The sequence below is a fragment of the Simplicispira sedimenti genome (genome assembly GCF_022760965.1).
GTDB classification, from domain to species: domain Bacteria; phylum Pseudomonadota; class Gammaproteobacteria; order Burkholderiales; family Burkholderiaceae_C; genus Simplicispira; species Simplicispira sedimenti.
This window is the reverse complement of the sequence record NZ_JAKVIJ010000010.1, coordinates 111972-124882: the sequence shown is the minus strand read 5'-3', so window position 1 is coordinate 124882 and position 12911 is coordinate 111972. Positions and strand designations below refer to the sequence as shown.

The following is a 12911-nucleotide window of genomic DNA, read 5'->3' as shown; positions in this document are numbered from 1 at the left end:
GTTCAATGGCTGCAACCCATTACGGAGAAGGGCAGATGGCCAGCTGGCAGAAAAACACATTTGCCACGAAGAAGCGCGACGTACCCACAGGTTGCACCACCACCTCGTCGAACACCGTTCCCGGCGGTGTCAGCGCGAGGTTGGTCAGTTGAGGAACCAGCGGCATCGACGTATTGACAGTCACCGATTGAATCAGGCTGCCAAGCGTGGTCCCATTTTTCTTGAACGTGATGGAAACCGCCACAGTGGTGTTCGATATGCCCAGCAGACCCAAGGCAAAGCTCTGCGCTGTCTTGCCTGTACCCAAACGGAAGCGCAGGGATTCCGATGAATCCAGCGCCCGGTTGCTGGCGTTACCCGCGCCACACCCCGAACTGCACACTCCAAGGGCCTGGTAAGGGCCATCGGTGCTGATCTCTCCCCCCGTTGAGCTGATACGCACCGTGCCCAAATCAGTCGTCGGAAGATCAATGAACGTAAGGCCCGAGCCGTTACCTTTGGTATCGATGGCATTCGGATTTTCCAGCAGCTTTTTGATCACATCGCCGGTTACAGGCGGCGGCGGTGGCGGCGGTGGCGGCGGCACTGCCTCCGGCCAGTCTCTCGCCTCCCTGCCTGCCGCGTAGATAAGCTGGGAAATGGTCTCGAACAACAGCAAGTCGTCAAAATGCGCTGGCGCGCTCGCCGAATCGAGATCCACGACATTCTCATCGCGCTGGACAAAGGGCGGCACAGGTGCCGGAGGAACGGCCGGTGCCTGCGCATTGACAAGTTCATCCGCACTGGCAGGAACCGGAACACGCCCACCTCCAGGCAGCCACGCACCCTGGCCACTGGCGCCATGGCTGACCAACACCCATGCCATCTGCGTTTGGTTGACACCACCCACACGCACACCAAGACCCGGTCGGGTTGCAGGGTCGAGATAGGTACCCGCGCCAGGCCCGGGCAGCACATCATGGGCTGCTGTGCACTGAAAATTGGGCGCCGTCGGAGCAGCCGGTGAACTTTCCACCGTATCGCAGTCGGTCATGTCGGCCCCTCTGTCACGGGTCATGCCCGTGGGGCCGTCGTACACGCGGTAAGAAATTTTTCTTCCCCAGGCATCCAGGGCATCGTCGGCGCGCAACCCCAGACTCACCCAGGGCACCGTTCCATCGCGGTTGGTGCAAAGATCCACTGCTGTGGGCGGTACTGCCAGCCCAGCATCCAAAGCCCCGGCAGCCGGGCATGGCAAGCGCCCCTGGGTGGCCACAAAGGCATGCAGCGCTGCGCGAACGCGTTCCATGCGCACCTGGGTCTGTGTCACCCGTTCTTTGCGATCTTCTACCTGCTGCGCCATGCGAATGGCCAGCGTGGTTGCCGCCACCACCAGGAGCGTCACAATCATCGCAAGCGCAATACCGCCCAGTTGCCTGGATCGCCAGGACAGCGTGCAGAGTGGGGATGTTTGCATGGCCCTGTAGGGAATAACGTGGCGTCAGGGCGTCTTGCGGGGCCCCAGGCCCGCAGCCATGGCTACCGATATGACCGTGGGTCGCAACACGATGTCGTCGAAATATGCTGCGGGATTTTCTGCGTACTCGGCATCGATATAGAAATCACCAGGAGCTCCGGTACGCGGAGGAGACGCATTGAAGTTGAGGTTCTCCAAAGGTCCAGGACCGGGCCCATTGGCTGCATTCAGGTACACCCCTTCAGCAGTGTAGCCGCCGACCCTGTTGGCTCCATGGCTGATCAGCGCAAGAGCCGCTCCCGTCATCCCGGTTCGCGACGCCAGTTCAGGCGCCGCCCCAGGGTTGCAGGGATTGGCGTTGCACACCCGAAAACCACTGGCCTGCAAAAATGTCTGAATCTGTGGGGTCATCGTGGCCGGATCAAGACTGTGCATATCCATCCCTGCAGGGCGCGTCAATGCCGAAGCGGCCACCGTGGCGCCAGCCCAAACCCGGTAGGTGATCATGGTGTTCCAGGCGTCCATCGCATCACCCTGCGCCAACCCCAGAGTACGCCAAGGCACCACCCCATTGTCCAGGCCGGCGGCAGTGCAGGCGGCAGTCCCTGGGTGGGGTTGTTCCAAGCCTTGCTCTGGGTTGCCAGCCGCCAAAGCACCGTTCGCCGGACACGGCAAGCGACCATTGACCACCACAAACCGCACCATCGCCTGTTCCAGCGCTTCCAGCTTGGCACGGGTTTCCTTGCGGCGGTTGTTTTCCAGAAAGGTGTTGGTGGCGGGCAGAAAGACGGCGGCCAGCAGGCCCACGATGAGCAGCACCAGCGCCATCTCCACCAGCGAGAAGCCGCGCGCCCTGGCACCTTTCCGGGCCAGAGCCAAGGGGGTAGAGAGATTATTTGCTATCATTTTATAGCTTCTAGCGCTTATGAATAGGGCGCTGGAGTCCTATTTTTTACGTAAAGACCCTGGCGCCAGCACGTCGCTGAGCACGGCGCCGGTGTCGCTGACCTGCTGCCCAGGGCGCAGCACGATGTCGCTCTCGCCGCTCAGGCGCAGGCGCACTTCGCCATCACCGATGTGCACGGTGCGGCCCGCAAAGGGTTCGCCGTGCTGCAGCATCTGGCCGTTGATCCAGGCGGTGGCGTTCTTGCGGCCCAGGGCCAGGCCGTCCAATTGAAATACCGGGGGCGGTGCCTGCGGTGCCGACGCGGTGGGGGCTGTTGTCTGATCCATGCCGCTCGGTGGCGCTTTGCGCGCAGCCTCAATGCTGGCGCGCTGCTGCGGGGTGTAGAACACGCGCGGCCAGAGGCTGGCTGCTTCGGGGTCGCTGGGCTGCGGCACTGCACTGGCGGCGCTCGCCGGGCCCGCCAGCAGGCACCCCCATGCTGCCAGCAGGGCGGCAAGGCGATGGGGCGCTGGAGCAGGGGATGGCATGGCGGCGTACCTCAGGGTGGCCTACTTCGGGGCATTCTGGTCGGCACCAGAAAGCGGGTCAATGTGCAGAAAGTTGACACGGCAGCGCGCCGAAAGGCCCTCGGGCGTGGGTTGCTCGAACACGCAACCTGCCACACGCGAGACAAGGGCATGGCGCGATCGCAGTTGCTCCAGCACACGCAGCACCTCGATTTCGTGCACCCGTGCAAACTGCAGTTCCAGCACATGGCGCTGCACGCGCGCCTGGGCGGCTTCGGCCTGGGGCAGTTCCACCGCTTCGGGTGCGGCCAGGGTGAAGCTGGCCTGGCCCTGCAAATCCTGTTGCTGGAGGATGCGCAGCAGGTCCTCCACCCACACGGCGCGCGGCTCGCCACCCACCAACCCGGCAGCCACCATCCGCTGGTACTGGCGCAAGTGGTTTTGCACGTCGGCCTGCTCGGCGCGGGCTTCCTCAAGCTGACCTTGCGCAGCCTGTTGCGTGGCCTGCGCCTGTTGCCAGCCGGGAAAGAGGAAATGGCGCACGCCCCACAGGGCCAGCACGGCCACCAGAACAGCCGCCAAGACACCCGCCAAGGTCAAAACGGCGGGCCGCACCAGCGGAAAGACCACAGGCCAGAGTCGCTTCATGAGGGCTCTCCCACGGCAGCGGCATCGGCAGTGCGCAAGCCCAGGCACCAGCGCCAGGTATTAGCGGCAACATCCGCAGTGGTGTTCTGGCCCCCGGCCAATGCAGTGGCGCTTTCCAGGCGCACCGGGTCGATCTTCACCTGCCACTGCGGCCAGGCGCCGACCGACTGGCCCAGCGACTCGAGCAGCGCCTGGCGCTGGCGCGGCAGCAGGCCAGCGTCGGGGCGGATCTCGAACTGCCATTCCGTCTGCAGGGCCGCGTTGGCCGGTGCCACGGGCGTGGTCTCGGCGCCCGCTGGCTGAGCACCGGGGCAGGCCTGGGCGCGCAGGGCTTGTTCGGTGCGCACCAGCTGGGCCTGGGGGTGTGCCTGCAGCATCTGCCCCAGCATCCACAGCGGCTGCGCGGGATCCAGGCCCTGGTCCAGTTCCTGGCGCTGCACTTCCAGGGTCAGGCGCAGCAAAGGTACGTTGATCTGGCGCCGGGCGAGATCTTCGCGAAGGGTCTGTGTCTGGGCCTCCATGTCGGCTGCCTGCTGTACGCGGGCGCGGCTTTGCTCTGCGCCCCCCAGCAAAGCCTGGCCCTGCCACGCCAAGCCCGCCAGTCCGACCAGCAGCGCGACCACCGTGGCCACCCTGAGCCCCTGGCGCGCGCGCTGGGCCAGGTGGTGTCGGCGCAGGTCGGCTGCCGCCAGTTGACCCGGCGCTCGCTGGCCCGCCAACGCCAGCACCTCGGCCAGCAGGCTGGCAGCCTTGCGCGGTGCCAGAGCTGGCAGCAGCGGCAACCCCTGGTTCTGCAGGCTTGCACGCAGATCGGGTGCCGGGTCCATGGACAAGACCTGCGGCCTGGTGTCGCGCTCAATGATGCGGTTGTCTGCCAGGTATTTGAGCGTGAGCGCCACCTCGCGGGCCTGCAGATCCGGCTCGGTTTCCAGCAACAGGCGCGAGAACACGGGCACCCGGTTGTGCAGCAGCACCATGCGCATGCCATAGGGCAGGCACAGGCACAGCAACAGCCAGCCCTGGCGCGGCAGATGGGCCTGGCGCGTTGCCCAGTGGGCCATGAGGTAGCTCAGCGTCCAGACGCCCTCAACCGGGTGGCGCGCCTGTACCAGCGCATCGAGTTGCCCCATCAGCATCGGGGACGACACCCCCACCGCATGCAGCCCAAAGGGCTTGGGCAGCAGCGGCTGGGCCGAAGCGGGCTCCCAGCTTGCGTGCAGCGGCACATCGGGCAGCAGGGTCTGGTACTGCACCTGGATGAAGCTCTGCCGGTCGCCGCCCATGAGGCCCGGCACCTCGATGCGCACATGGGTTTCTTCGACCAGGTCGGCCACCACGCGCACCCCGACGGCTGCGCTGGGTGGCTCAGGCAGGGCCTGGCCCTGGGCATCGAGCCACTGCGCCTGCGCCGGGTTGACCAGCAGCAATTGGGTGCGAGAAGAAGAGCGCAGCGTCATGCCCGGATCTTGGAAATGGTGTCGTAAATGGGGCCCAGCACGGCCAGCATGATCCAGCCCAGGATCAAGCCCAGCACCACGGTGAGCACCGGCTCGATGAGCGCCTGCACGCGGCCGATGGATTCGTCGATGTCGCGCGTGAAGAAGTAGCTCACGTTGGCCAGCGCTTCATCGAGCGCACCCGTGGCTTCGCCCACGCGCAGCATGCGCACCACGAGCGAGGGAAAGAGGTTCTCCATGGCAAAGGCATCACTGATGGAGGTGCCATTGGCAATGCGCTCGCGCGCACGCGCCAGGGCGCGCTGCACGGGCAGGTTGCTGGTGATCTTTTCGCAGTAGCCCAGCGCCTCGATCACCGGGATGCCGGTGCGGTACATGAGCGCAAAGCTGTCCATCAGCCGCGCCAGGATGATTTTCTTGATGACCGGCCCCACCGCCGGAATGGCCAGCACCGCCTGGTGCAGCTTGAAGCGCAGTTGCTCATTGGCCCGCGCCACCAGCGCCACGCCCACCACCAGCGCCACCGGCGTGGGCAGGATGAGCCACCAGTAGCCCACAAAAGCCTCGGACAGCCAGATCAGCAATCGCGTCTGCAGCGGTATCTCCTGCCCCATGTTGCGGATGAAACTGACCAGCTGCGGCACCAGGTACACCATGAGGAACACCACCACACCCGAGATGGTGACGGTGACGAACGCCGGGTACATGAGCAGCTTCTTGGTCTGCGCCGCCAGCTCCGCCTGCCACTTGAGCGATCGCACCAATTCGCCCATCACCTCGGCCAGTTGGCCCGTGACCTCGCCCGAGCGCACCAGGTGCACCATCACGTCGGTGAAGATGCCAGGGTCCTGGGCCATGGCGTCGGCCAGGGTGCTGCCGTTCTGGATGCGGTCCATCAGACTGGCGGCCACCTGGCGCAGCTCCAGGCTGTCAGCGCCGTCGCGCAGGTCCTGCAGGGCACCAATCAGCGGCACCCCCGCGCGCAACAGCATCTGCATGTGGAACAGCAGGTTGATGAGTTCGCGCGCGGGCAGGCTGGCCAGGCGCAACGCACGGCGGCGCACCGTGGAAAAGCGGATCAGCGACAGGCCCGAGGCGCGCAGCTGCGCCTGCAGGTCGGCCTCGTGCAGGGCAGTGAGTTCGCCCTTGACGATTTCGCCGCCCTCGTTGATGGCGCGGTAGCGGTAGCGTGGCATGCGCGCTGTGCTCCGTCGTTACAGGCGCGTGGTCAGATCGACCACCCGGCCCACCTCTTCCACGGTGGTGATGCCTTCCAGCACGCGGCGCAGCCCGTCTTCGGCCATGGGCGCAAAACCATGCGCCATGGCGTGCGCGGTAAGTTCGCCCAAGGTAGCGTTGCGGGTGATCAGCTCGTCCAGCATGCTGTCCATGCGCAGCAGCTCCATGATGGCCAGCCGCCCCTTGTACCCCTGAAAGCCGCAGGCCTCGCAGCCGCCGTGGTGGGCACGGTACACCGTGCGCCCGACGGCGTGGGCACCGATAAGGCGGGCTTCGATGCTGCCCTCGGTGACCTGCACCTCCTCGCGGCAGTGCACGCACACACGCCGCACCAGGCGCTGGGCCACGATACCGATGATGTTACCCGCCATCACCTCGGGAGAAACGCCCAGGTCCTTGATACGCTGAAAGCTGCGCAGCGCCGAGTTGGTGTGCAGCGTGGAGAAAACCTGGTGGCCGGTCATGGCGGCGCGGAAGGCCATTTCGGCGGTGTCCTTGTCGCGCACCTCGCCCACCAGGATGATGTCCGGATCCTGGCGCATGAGCGAGCGCACGCCGTCGGAAAAGTCGATCTTGCTGCCGTCCGAGATGGAGGTCTGCCGGATGCGCGTGATGGGGTACTCGACCGGGTCCTCCAGCGTCATGATGTTGACGCTCTCGTCGTTCATGTGGCTGAGCACCGAATACAGCGTGGTCGTCTTGCCCGAGCCCGTGGGGCCGGTCACCAGAATGATGCCCTCGGGCCGCGCCAGCATCAGGTCAAGCAGGTAGTACTGGTCTTCCGTCAGTCCCAGCTTTCTGTATTCGACAATGCCGCGCTTGGCATCGAGCACGCGCAGCACGAAGTTCTCGCCGTGGATGGTGGGCTGCACTGCGGCGCGAAAGTCCACGCTGCGCCCGCCGATGGACAGCGACACCCGCCCGTCCTGCGGCGCACGGCTCTCGGCAATGTTCATGCCCGCCACCAGCTTGAGGCGCACCAGCATGGCGTTCCAGTAGCGGCCATGCAGCACGCGCACCTGGCGCAGCACGCCGTCGATGCGGTAGCGGATGCGCAGGAACTGGCCCTCGGGCTCGAAGTGGATGTCCGATGCGAGCTTGTGCACCCCATCGGACAGCAGCGCGTCCACCAGGCGCACCACCGGATGGCTGTAGCCGCCCTGCCCTTGCGAGAGCGAGGCCATGTCGAGCTGGCCGGTCTCGATCTCCTGGATGATGCCGTCGATGGACAGCTCATAGCCGTAGAACTGGTCGATGGCCGCCAGCACATCGGCCGCACTGGCCAGGCGCCACGCGATGGACACCCCCAGCCCCACGTGCGCCCTGATCTGGTCGCCCGCAATGATGTCATTGGGCTTGGGGCTGGCGAGCACGAGCTTCTGCACATCGGGCTGGTACGACACCGGAAACACCTGAAAGCGCAGCGCCATGGCCTTGGGCAGGCGCGCCAGTGCCTCGGGGTCGGCAAGCACCGTCTGCAACTGGATGGTCTGCTGGCCCAGCGTCTGGCCGAGGGCCTCGCGCATGGCCTCTTCGGTGACAAAGCCCAGGGCGATCAGGGCATCACCGAGCTGCTTACCGGTCTTGCGCTGCTCCAGCAGGGCGATCTGGATCTGGTCGGCCGACACCAGCCCCATGTGCTGGAGCCTGTCGCCCAGGCGCATGGGTGGCTGGCCTGTGGCCGGTGCGTTCGGCGCGGCAGCGGTCTGTGCATCGCTCATTGCGTCCACAGCTCCTGCAATTCGTCGATGCGCCGCTCCACGGCACGCACGGGCACGCCCGATGTCCCCGACGCCCCCTGTTGCAGCGCCTGGCGGTACATGCGCAAGGCCTCCTCGTAGCGCCGCGCCTGGTCAAGCGCCACGGCCAGGTTGTAGGCATAGGCCGCATGGCCGGGGGCGAGCGACTGCGCCAGCGTCAGCGGCCCCAGGGCCTCGGGCCAGCGCCCCTGGCGGCCCAGCAGGTTGCCCAGCGCGGCCTGCGCAGCCGCGTCGCGCGGGCGGGACTGTACCCATTCCTGCAGGCGGCTTTCTGCCGTGGCGGGGTCGGAATCGGACAGGATGGCCAGCATGCCGGTGCGTGCAGTGTCGTTGTCGGGCCAGATCTGCAGGCTGCGCTGGTAGGCGGCCCAGGCGGCCTCATGCTGGCGCTGGCGGTGCAGGGACACAGCCAGGCCCAAGGTAGCGTCAGGGTCGTCAGGGCGCTCGGCCAGCACCTGCTGGTACAGCGTCTGGGCCTTGGCCGCATCCCCCTGGCGCAGGGCGGCCCAGGCCGCCTGCAACTGCACCTGGGCCTGCGAGCGCACCAGTTGCGCCACAGCGGCGCTGGGGGCAGGGCCTGCCGGGGCTGCCGCCTCAGCGGCCACCTTGGTGGCAGCGCGGCGCCTTGGCTCGGGCGCAGGTGCCTCGGCAGCCTGCGGACCAGGCTCCGCCTGGTTGGGCGATGGGGGTACAGAGGCGGCCTGGGGCACCGGATCTGCGCGATCGACCCGTGGTGCGGTGGCCGGCTTCGCCGGTACCGAGGGCGCCGGGACTTGTGTGGCGGCGGGTGTCGCCAGCGGGGCGGCTGCAGGCACCGGCGCGGCGGCATCCACCTGAGCCACGGAAGGCACGGCTGCGTCAGCCGCGGCAGAGCCAGGCGCCTCGGGCGCTTCGGCCAGCGAGGCCGCCTCCATCGGCGCAGCCACTTCGCCCTGGGCACTGGCGGGTTCGGGGGCGGGGGATGGAGCCATGCCCGTGGGCATCAGCCCAGGGCGCTGCTGCGACATCCAGTACTGCCAGCCCAGCCAGGACAGCACCGCCAGCGCCATGCCGACGAGCAGCCCCCACACCATGCGACGCCCCCGCGCGCCCTTGGGTTGCGCTGGCGCCGCTGCGCCGACCATGGCCTGCGCCGCCTCGCGCGCCGCCATGGGCGCCTTGGCTGGGGCCGCAGCCAAGGCAGAGGCGGCACCAGTGGTCACAGTGGCAGTTGCAGCCGTACGCGCCAAGGCCTCAGGCGCAGCCTGGGGAGAAGGCACCGCAGGTGCGGGTTTGGTGGCCGCGGTAGGCTGCGCGGTGGCCTCGGTAGCCTCGGGGGAGGCGCTGGGAGCGGCGGGCTCCACCGCCTCGGCACGCTCTGGCGCCGGGGCCAGCGTCAACTCCAGCCCTGCAGGTGTAGCGGGCGCCGCTGGCTCCGTGGCGGGCGCCTGTGCGGCCACCGGCAACACAGCAGCAGGATCGACGGGTTCCAGCGCCAGGGGCTTGTTCTGGCTGCGCTGCAGGGCTTCGAGCAAGAGGCTCATGGGCGGCCTCCGGGCAGGGGCTCCGGCTCCACGGGCGCTGGCTTCATGCGCTCGGGCATGGGGCGCAGGGCTTCGCTGAGGTGCGGCTCAAAAGGCTGGTGATCTCCTGTGAGGCTGGCGCTCGATACCACCGTGGGCCGCAGGAAGATAACCAGCTCGCTCTTGCTGCTGGCCTTTTTCTTGTACTTGAACAACTCCCCCAGGCCCGGAACGCTGCCGATGCCAGGCGTCTGGTCCGTGGTGCCGGACACATCGTCGCGCATCAGGCCACCCAGCACGGCTGTATCGCCCGAGCGCACCTTGATGACAGACTCCATCTCGCGCGTCTGGATCTGCGGAATGCGGCTGCTGATTTCCGACACATTGATGCCGTCGTTGCGCGCCTGGGCCAGGTAGATGGGCACGGCCGGGTCGTCCACATAGCTGACCACCCGCGAAAGCGTGGGCCGCAGAATCAAGGTGACCTCGTCGCCCTCGCCCACCTGGGGCATGACGCTCATGACCAGCCCCACCGACACCGTGTTGGGCGTGGATGTGAGCGTGAACGTGGGCGCCGAACCGGCCGAGCCCGGCGTGTAATTGGCCGACAGCGTGAAATAGACCAGATCCTCGGTCACCTTGAGCAAGGCCGCCTGATTGTTGAGCGCGCTGATCTTGGGGCTGGAGAGCACCTTGGTGTTGCCGAAGGATTCGAGCAGGCGCAACGCCGTGAACAACTGCATGGTGCTGTTGGCGCCGATGCGGGTGTACTTGGGCGTGAAGTTGGTCATGCTGGGGATGACACCGCTGACCGGCACGCCCGAGGGCAGAACCGAACCCGCAGGGCCGACCTGCAGCAGGGGCAGGCCATTGCGCACCACGGTCCAGTTGATGCCCTGCTGGTACTCGTCAGACAGGTTGACCTCGACGATGGTGGCCTCGATCATCACCTGGCGGCCCGCGCTCTTCATGACGCGATCGATGAACTCGCGCACGCGCATGTGCTGGCGGTAGGTGGCGCGCACGGAGATGACGCCCGTTTCCGGGTTGGCGATCACGGAGGCCGACTCCCGGAACCGCGCGGGCGCCGGGGCGGGCGTCACCGGCGCCGCAGCCCCGGCAGGCGCCGAAGCTGCGGGCGCAGGCGCAGGCGCAGGTGCCGCTGCCGGTGCTGCAGCCTCTCCCCCCTCAGGAATGATCTTGTCGGTTTCGCGCAGCAGATCGCGGATGTTCTGGGTCAGCGTTTCCCAGAAGCGGTTGTGGGAGTTGTTGGTCAGTGTGCTGTTGGAGCTGTTGCCCGCACCGCCCCCGCTGCCACCGCGCGCAATGCTGGTGCTGGCACCGATCTCGCTGCGCGCCTCGCGCGCCACATTGAGGTAGTCCACCCGGTAGTGGCGCAGCACAGGCGCATCGGGCATGACGAACAGGTTGCGCCCCTCCATCTCGTAGCGCATGTTCACTTGCAGGGCGGCGCGGTCCAGGATTTCGGGCAGGGTCTGGTCGATGGCGTTCATGCTCACCGTGCCGGCCAGGTCAGGGTGCACGTCCAGATTCAGGCGCGCATCGCGCGCGATGGCGAACAGCAGGCTGCGGATGTCCACGTTGTGCACGCTGACGGAAAACACGTCGGCCTTGGCCCGCGCGGTGCTGGGCGGGGGCGGCAGCAGGGGCGCATCCACCAGCGCGGGGGGCTGTCCCTGCGCCGCAGCCTGGGGCCGCAGGTGGCCTGCCCCGGGCGCAGGTGCGTTGCTGGCGCAGGCCGTCAGGCCCAGAGCCAGCAGCAGTACCAAGGGTCGCAGACGTCCTGTGGAATTCAGGGGAGAAATCGGGTTTGCACACTTCATGACGGCACCCGTTCGGGGTAGGTTTCCTCGCGCACGCGCACCAGGGAGCGCGGCAAGGGTTTGTGGGTCTTCAGGGCGTCGGGCCATTTTTGCAGGTTTTGCACCGCCTGCGCACGGCTGGCGTAGCGCCCGGCATACACGGCCCACAGGCCCACCATCTTGGTTTTGTCCTTGTGGCCGGGGTAGGCACGGTCCTGCACCCACACCTCGGCACCGGCCTGTCGCGCCAGCTCCAGCAAGCGCAGTGCCCCGGCGGCGCTATCGGACAAGCCCGTCTGCAAGACCCAGAAATCCTGCGCCGGGTCGTCGAACACCGCGCGGGTTTGCAACACGGCCTCGCGCAGCGCGGGCGGCACATCGGCGTAGCGCTGCTCCAAGGTGTCCTGCAAAGGCTTGGGAATCGCTGCAGGGTCGGGCCGTTCGATCACGGCGGGCACGGTGGGCGACCCAAGGGCAGCGACCACCGAGGCCGCCCCAGCGGGAGCCACCGGTGCGGCGTCGGCAGGAAGCACCGGCGCGACCACGGGCGCCGCCACGGAGGCTGGACTCTGCGGCACCACGGGCGCAGGCGCCGACTGCACCGCTTGCGGAACCGCCGCGCTCCCCCCGCCTGCAGCGGGGGCACGCTGGCCCAGGCCGTAACCCACGGCCACCCCGGCCCCCAGGCCTGCACCCGCCAGGGCCAGCCAGAGCAAGGCACGGCGCCAGGGCACAGCGGCCGCGGGCGCCTTGCGACCGGCAGCGCCACCACCCTGGACTTCAGCGACGGCCATGCGCACATGCGCACGCTCGACCTGGCGCGCACCCTGGGCAAAGGCCGCCAGCAAGGCCTTGTCGGCCAACAGGTGGATGGCGCGGATGCGCCCGCCCGAGGCGTCGGTCAGTTCGCGCAGCGCGCGCGGCTCGAACAGCGCCCCGCCCTGCCAGCCCGCCCGGCGCAGGCGGTGCTCGATGTAGGCCGCCGCATCGGGGCCGTTCAGGGGTTGCAGCTCAAAGCGGTGCACCACCCGGTCACGCACCTGGCGCAGCTTGGGCAGGGCCAACAGCGTGTCCAGCTCGGGCTGGCCGAAGAGCACGATCTGCAGCAGCTTGTGCTGGGCCGTTTCCAGGTTGGACAGGAGCTTGATCTCCTCCAACGATTCGGGCGGCATGGCCTGCGCCTCGTCGATGAGCACCACCGCGCGCCGCCCCTGGGCGTGGCGCTGCAACAGAGCCTCCTGGATGGTCAGCACCAGGGGCTGACCCGCGACAGGGGGCTGCAGACCCCAATCGGCAATCAGGGATTGCAGGATTTCACGCGGACCGAACGAGGGGTTGGCCAGATAGACCAGATCGACCTGATCGCGCGGCAGGCGCTCGGCCAGCATGCGGCACAGCATGGTTTTGCCGCTGCCGACCTCCCCCACCACCACGACGATGCCGTCTTCATCGAGCACCGCGTGGTGCAAGGCATCCAGGATGGCACCGCGCGCCTGTCCCTCGAAAAAGAACTTTCCGTTTGGCGTGATGCCAAACGGCGCCTCACCCAAGCGGAAGTGTTCAAGGTAGAGGGAGGACAAGGCAAATTCTTTTCAGATCAATGGTTTATGCGC

General features: G+C 67.3%; 10 protein-coding genes. All 10 read right to left on the bottom strand.

Features of this window, described 5'->3' with window-relative positions; translation table 11 throughout:
- Window positions 1-19 precede the first annotated feature (19 nt).
- From MJ602_RS12170 to MJ602_RS12125, 10 genes are read right to left on the bottom strand one after another with little or no spacing between them, the layout of a single operon-like run.
- Window positions 20-1456: a hypothetical protein gene (locus MJ602_RS12170; protein ID WP_243021048.1), complete on the bottom strand. Its 1437-nt coding sequence runs from the start codon at window positions 1454-1456 to the stop codon at window positions 20-22.
- A 24-nt stretch (window positions 1457-1480) separates the two neighbouring features.
- Complete coding sequence (locus MJ602_RS12165; RefSeq protein WP_243021047.1) at window positions 1481-2362, bottom strand: type II secretion system protein; 882 nt, start codon at window positions 2360-2362, stop codon at window positions 1481-1483.
- Between the two features lie 39 nt (window positions 2363-2401).
- Window positions 2402-2890, bottom strand: coding sequence for a hypothetical protein (locus tag MJ602_RS12160; RefSeq protein WP_243021046.1), 489 nt, complete (start codon window positions 2888-2890; stop codon window positions 2402-2404).
- Window positions 2891-2911: 21 nt separating this feature from the next.
- Window positions 2912-3517, bottom strand: a complete 606-nt coding sequence (locus MJ602_RS12155) for a hypothetical protein (protein WP_243021045.1) — start codon at window positions 3515-3517, stop codon at window positions 2912-2914.
- Window positions 3514-4974 carry a hypothetical protein gene (locus MJ602_RS12150; RefSeq protein ID WP_243021044.1) on the bottom strand — a complete coding sequence of 487 codons (1461 nt, stop codon included), beginning with the start codon at window positions 4972-4974 and terminating at the stop codon, window positions 3514-3516. Before MJ602_RS12150 ends, MJ602_RS12155 begins: the two co-directional genes overlap by 4 nt.
- Window positions 4971-6170, bottom strand: a complete 1200-nt coding sequence (locus tag MJ602_RS12145; protein WP_243021043.1) for a type II secretion system F family protein — start codon at window positions 6168-6170, stop codon at window positions 4971-4973. Before MJ602_RS12145 ends, MJ602_RS12150 begins: the two co-directional genes overlap by 4 nt.
- Window positions 6171-6188: 18 nt before the next feature.
- Window positions 6189-7934, bottom strand: a complete 1746-nt coding sequence (locus MJ602_RS12140; RefSeq protein ID WP_243021042.1) for a GspE/PulE family protein — start codon at window positions 7932-7934, stop codon at window positions 6189-6191.
- Entirely contained in the window at window positions 7931-9496 is a 1566-nt protein-coding gene (locus MJ602_RS12135) for a tetratricopeptide repeat protein (RefSeq protein ID WP_243021041.1), read from the bottom strand. The genes MJ602_RS12140 and MJ602_RS12135 overlap by 4 nt, the downstream gene beginning before the upstream one ends.
- Window positions 9493-11265 carry a type II secretion system protein GspD gene (locus MJ602_RS12130; RefSeq protein WP_197905011.1) on the bottom strand — a complete coding sequence of 591 codons (1773 nt, stop codon included), beginning with the start codon at window positions 11263-11265 and terminating at the stop codon, window positions 9493-9495. The genes MJ602_RS12135 and MJ602_RS12130 overlap by 4 nt, the downstream gene beginning before the upstream one ends.
- 50 nt (window positions 11266-11315) lie before the next feature.
- Entirely contained in the window at window positions 11316-12878 is a 1563-nt protein-coding gene (locus MJ602_RS12125) for an AAA family ATPase (protein ID WP_243021040.1), read from the bottom strand.
- Window positions 12879-12911: the final 33 nt, after the last annotated feature.

Bases quoted from the DNA above. Each gene is read 5' to 3' on its own strand.
- MJ602_RS12170 (WP_243021048.1), bottom strand. From the start codon at position 1,456: ATGCAAACATCCCCACTCTGCACGCTGTCCTGGCGATCCAGGCAACTG.
- MJ602_RS12165 (WP_243021047.1), bottom strand. From the start codon at position 2,362: ATGATAGCAAATAATCTCTCTACCCCCTTGGCTCTGGCCCGGAAAGGT.
- MJ602_RS12160 (WP_243021046.1), bottom strand. From the start codon at position 2,890: ATGCCATCCCCTGCTCCAGCGCCCCATCGCCTTGCCGCCCTGCTGGCA.
- MJ602_RS12155 (WP_243021045.1), bottom strand. From the start codon at position 3,517: ATGAAGCGACTCTGGCCTGTGGTCTTTCCGCTGGTGCGGCCCGCCGTT.
- MJ602_RS12150 (WP_243021044.1), bottom strand. From the start codon at position 4,974: ATGACGCTGCGCTCTTCTTCTCGCACCCAATTGCTGCTGGTCAACCCG.
- MJ602_RS12145 (WP_243021043.1), bottom strand. From the start codon at position 6,170: ATGCCACGCTACCGCTACCGCGCCATCAACGAGGGCGGCGAAATCGTC.
- MJ602_RS12140 (WP_243021042.1), bottom strand. From the start codon at position 7,934: ATGAGCGATGCACAGACCGCTGCCGCGCCGAACGCACCGGCCACAGGC.
- MJ602_RS12135 (WP_243021041.1), bottom strand. From the start codon at position 9,496: ATGAGCCTCTTGCTCGAAGCCCTGCAGCGCAGCCAGAACAAGCCCCTG.